Source organism: Inquilinus sp. OTU3971 (assembly GCF_038440215.1).
Map to the genome: position 1 here is coordinate 1 of NZ_JASATH010000343.1, position 4,302 is coordinate 4,302.

Annotated in this window: 5 protein-coding genes; 1 reads left to right on the top strand and 4 read right to left on the bottom strand. The window is 70.5% G+C overall.

Annotated elements, in window-relative coordinates; translation table 11 throughout:
• Nucleotides 1–89 precede the first annotated feature (89 nt).
• The 3 genes from AAHM41_RS39235 to AAHM41_RS39245 are packed head-to-tail and all read right to left on the bottom strand — an operon-like array spanning nucleotide 90 to nucleotide 2,978.
• Complete coding sequence (locus tag AAHM41_RS39235; RefSeq protein WP_342242069.1) at nucleotides 90–1,382, bottom strand: TRAP transporter large permease; 1,293 nt, start codon at nucleotides 1,380–1,382, stop codon at nucleotides 90–92.
• A gap of 43 nt (nucleotides 1,383–1,425) precedes the next feature.
• Complete coding sequence (locus AAHM41_RS39240) at nucleotides 1,426–1,989, bottom strand: TRAP transporter small permease (protein WP_342242070.1); 564 nt, start codon at nucleotides 1,987–1,989, stop codon at nucleotides 1,426–1,428.
• Entirely contained in the window at nucleotides 1,986–2,978 is a 993-nt protein-coding gene (locus tag AAHM41_RS39245; protein WP_342242071.1) for a TRAP transporter substrate-binding protein, read from the bottom strand. The genes AAHM41_RS39240 and AAHM41_RS39245 overlap by 4 nt, the downstream gene beginning before the upstream one ends.
• A gap of 185 nt (nucleotides 2,979–3,163) precedes the next feature.
• Between AAHM41_RS39245 and AAHM41_RS39250 the strand changes: the two genes are divergently transcribed.
• Nucleotides 3,164–3,901, top strand: a complete 738-nt coding sequence (locus tag AAHM41_RS39250) for an aspartate/glutamate racemase family protein (protein WP_342242072.1) — start codon at nucleotides 3,164–3,166, stop codon at nucleotides 3,899–3,901.
• On the opposite strand, the gene AAHM41_RS39255 is transcribed toward AAHM41_RS39250, so the two are convergent.
• Nucleotides 3,898–4,302: sarcosine oxidase subunit gamma (locus AAHM41_RS39255; RefSeq protein WP_342242073.1), on the bottom strand; the 405-nt coding region annotated here is incomplete at its 5' end. The genes AAHM41_RS39250 and AAHM41_RS39255 overlap by 4 nt on opposite strands.

Below are 4,302 nucleotides of genomic sequence, written 5' to 3' on the forward strand. Positions count from 1 at the left end.
CCCCCCGCCGCGGGGCCCCCCCCCACCCCCCCCCCCCCCCCCCCCCGGGGGGGGGCCCCCCCCCCCCCCCCCCCCCCGGGCCGCATCGGTCACATATGCGACGGCAGATAGGTGGCGAGGCCGGGGAAGCCCATCAGCACGAACACCATCAGCACCATGATGAAGAACATCGGCAGCGCCGCGCGCGCGATCGTGCCCAGCCCGTGTTTGGTCATGCCCTGCAGCACGAACAGGTTGAACCCGACCGGCGGCGTGATCTGGGCCATCTCGACCACGACGACGATGAAGATGCCGAACCAGATCACGTCGATCCCGGCCTGGCGGATCATCGGCTCGACGATCGCCATGGTCAGCACCACGGAGGAGATGCCGTCCAGGAAGCAGCCGAGGATGATGTAGAAGACCAGCAGCGCCAGGATCAGCTCGGTCGGCGACAGGCCCAGACCCTGGATCCAGGCGGCCAGGTTGCGCGGCAGGCCGGTGAAGCCCATGGCCAGCGACAGGCACGCCGACCCCGCCAGGATCAGGGCGATCATGGCGGAGATCACGGTGGCGCTTTCCAGCCCCTCGATGAAGCTGCGCCAGCCCAGCGTCCTCTGCCAGGCGGCGAGGCCGAGCGCGCCGAGCACGCCGAAGGCCGCGGCCTCGGTGGCGGTGGCGGCGCCAGAATACATCGATCCGATCACCAGAAGGACGAGGAGGACCACCGGCAGCAGATGCCGCCCCTCGCGGATCTTTTCGATGAAGCTGGTGCGGGGCTCGGCCGGCACCTCGCCCGGGCGCAAGAGCCCCCAGCCGACGACGTAGAGCATAAAGAAGCCGGCCAGGACGAGGCCCGGGATCACCCCGGCGATGAACAGCTTGGAGATCGATTCGTTGATCGAGACGCCGTAGACGATCAGGGTCAGCGACGGCGGGATCATCAGCCCCAGCGTCGCCGCGCCCGCCAGGGTGCCGATGATCATCCGCTCCGGATAGCCGCGGCGGCGCAGCTCCGGGATCGACATGCGGCCGACCGTCATCAGCGTCGCGGCGGAGGAGCCGGAGACCGCGGCGAAGACGGTGCAGCCGACGATATTGGTGTGCAGGAGCCGCCCCGGCAGTCGCGCCAGCCAGGGCGACAGGCCGCGGAACAGGCTTTCCGACAGCCGGGTGCGGAACAGGATCTCGCCCATCCAGATGAACAGCGGCAGGGCGGTCAGCGACCAGCTGGCAGCCGAGCTCCAGATCGTCGTCGCGAGGGCGGGCCCGGCCGCGCGGCTGGTGAACAGCTCCATCCCGATATAGGCGACGCCGAGCAGCCCGAGGCCGATCCAGACGCCGGAACCGAGCAGCAGGAACAGCGCGAGGAGCAGGATGGCGGTGGCGGTGAGTTGGTCCATGGCCTCGGCCCGGTCTCCGGGTTGAAAGGTCTGATCCGGACGGTCAGATCTCGCGCTGGCTTTCCTCGCCTGCCTGCACGCCGGCGCTGCCCGTGAGGATCAGGGAGACCAGCCCGTCGAGCAGCGCGATCGCGAAGATCACGGCGCCGGCCGCCATCGACAGCTGCGGGATCCACAGCGGCGTCGCATCCTGGCCCTGGCTGACGTCGTGCAGCTTGTAGGACCAGCGCACCATCGCGACCGAATACCAGGCGAAGTAGCAGCCCAGCGCCGAGCCGACGGCCCAGCACCACAGCTCGCCCCAGCGCCGCCGGGACCCGAGAGCGGCGAGCAGCAGCCCGACCCTGATATGGGCGCCGCGCCGCAGCGCCAAGGCCAGCGCCAGGAACGACGACGACGCCAGCAGGTAGGAGGCGTATTCGGTGCCGCCCGGGAACTGCAGCCCGAGCCAGCGCGCCGCCATCACCGCGACGATGACCACCAGCAGCGCCAGCAGGGACACAGCGGCCAGCATCCCCGCCGCGAGATACAGGGCGTCGAGCAGGCGCCGGAGGATGCGGCCCGCCGAAGCCGTCGCCGGCCGGGCGGCCGTCGGCTGCGCCGTCACTTCGCGGCCTTGTAGGCGTCGACGATCGCCTGGCCCTCCGGCCCGGCCTTGGCCAGCCATTCCTGGGTCATGGTATCGCCGATCTTCAGCAGCTCGGCCCGCCAGGCGTCCCCCGGCTTCTCGACTTTCATGCCGTTGGCGGCGAGCTGCCCGACGGTGAAGTCGGTGTACTGCACCGCCCGCCAGTAACCGGCATATTCGGCGAGGGAGGCGCAGCCGCGGATGCCGGCACGGGTGGCGTCGTCCAGCCCGTCCCAGGTGTCCTTGCTGGCGAAGACATAGTTGCGGGGCAGCCAGGCGTCGACCGTGTAGAAGTTCGAGAGCTGCTCCCACACCTTGCGGTCATAGCCGGTGGCGCCCGAGGACAGGAAGGATTCGACCACGCCGGTGGCCAGCGCCTGCGGCAGCTCCGCCTCCTCGATCTGCACCGGGTTCAGGCCCGCCAGCTCGGCGAAGCGGGCGGTGGCGGCGTTGTAGGCGCGGAACTTCAGGCCCTTGATGTCGGCGTTCGACGCGACCGGCTTCTTGAAGTACAGCCCCTGCGGCGGCCAGGGCACCGTGTAGAGGAGCACCAGGTTCTCGCCGTCCAGGATCTTCTCGACCACCGGCTTCGTTACCCGCCATAGCTTCGCCGAATCTGCGAAGGAGCCGACGAGGAACGGGATCGAGTCCACGCCGAAGATCGGATTCTCGTTTTGGTGGGCGGAGATCAGCCTTTCGCCGATCGGCGCCTGGCCGGTCTGCACCGCGCGCTTGATGTCGTTGCCCTTGAACAGCGAGCCGGAGGGGTGGACGACGATGTCGACCGCGCCGGCCGTCGCCTCCTTCACGCAGGCGGCGAAGGCTTGCGCCGTGCCGGTGTGGAAGTTGCTCTCGGTATAGGCCGTGGGCATGTCCCAGGTCTCGGCCAAGCCCGGGCCGGCCGCCAGCGCGACGGCGGCGCCGAAGGCGGCCTGCCGAACCCCGAATCCGCGACGATGCGTCCCCATTCTCGTCCCCCTGTCCGGTGTGTCGATGTCCGCCGCCTCGCTTGATGACGAGGTCGCCGATGGTCGGACGTCCTATTGAAACCTTAGCGGTGATTCAGGTTTCGAACGGAAGCAAATTCGTTCCTACTCGAAACGATCGCGTCCTCGGCGCGGTCGACGAGGCGTGCCGGCAGCGGAGAGGCGGAATGACGGAACGGGGCGGCAAGGCGGTCTACGGCGCCTGCATCGGCATCCTGATGCTCGAGGCGCGCTTCCCGCGCGTGCCGGGCGACATGGGCAACGGCCTGACCTGGCCGTTCCCGGTGCAGTACCGGATCGTGCCCGACGCCTCGCCCGACCGGGTGGTGCGCCGGCGGGCCGAAGGCCTGCTGCCCGCCTTCATCGCCGCGGCGCAGGACCTGGTCCGGCATGGCGCCGACGCCATCACCACCAATTGCGGCTTCCTGTCCCTGTTCCAGGACGAGATCGCCGCCGCCGTCGGCGTGCCGGTCGCCACATCCTCGCTGATGCAGGTGCCGCTGGTGCAGCGCACCCTGCCGCCGTCGCGCCGCGTCGGCATCCTGACCATCTCGCGCGAGGCGCTGACGGCGGATCACCTGCGGGCCGCGGGCGTCGACCCGTCGACGCCGGTGATGGGCACCGAAGGCGGGCGCGAATTCACCCGCGCCATCCTCGGCAACGAGCCGGAGCTCGACGTCGAGGCGGCGCGGGCCGACAATGTCGAGGCCGCCCGAGCCCTGGCCGCGGCGCATCCGGATCTCGGCGCCATCGTGCTCGAATGCACCAACATGATCCCCTACGCCGCCGATATCCGCCGCGCCACGGGGCTGCCGGTGTTCTCGATCCACACCCTCGTCTCCTGGCTCCACGCCGCGGTCCTGCCACGCCGCTTCGACACCCGCCTGGACGACGTGAGGCGCTAAGTCTCGACCGCGCAGCCGAACTCCGCCGCCGAGGCTTCGAGCCAGCGCCAGAGACTGCCGGCGAAGCTGCGGTAGATCGCGATCTCGTAGGTCGGGCGGTCGTCGAGCTGCCAGAGCTGGGCGCCGATATGGGCGATCACGGTCACCGCCGCGTCGCCCGGGCCGAAGGCGCGGGGGTGCAGGTCGAGGCCGACGCCCTTGATCAGCGCGTCGCGGGCGCGCGAGCCCGACATGCGCAGCACGGCGAGGCCGTCGCTCTGGTCGCTGATCGCAGCGAAAGCGCCGACGGCCTCGGTCAGCTCACGAACAAGGCCCGTCCGCTCCGATTGCCTCTCCCGCGTGGCGGGAGAGGTGGGGGGGGGGGGGGGGGGGGCGGGGGGGGGGGGGGGGGGGGGGGGGGG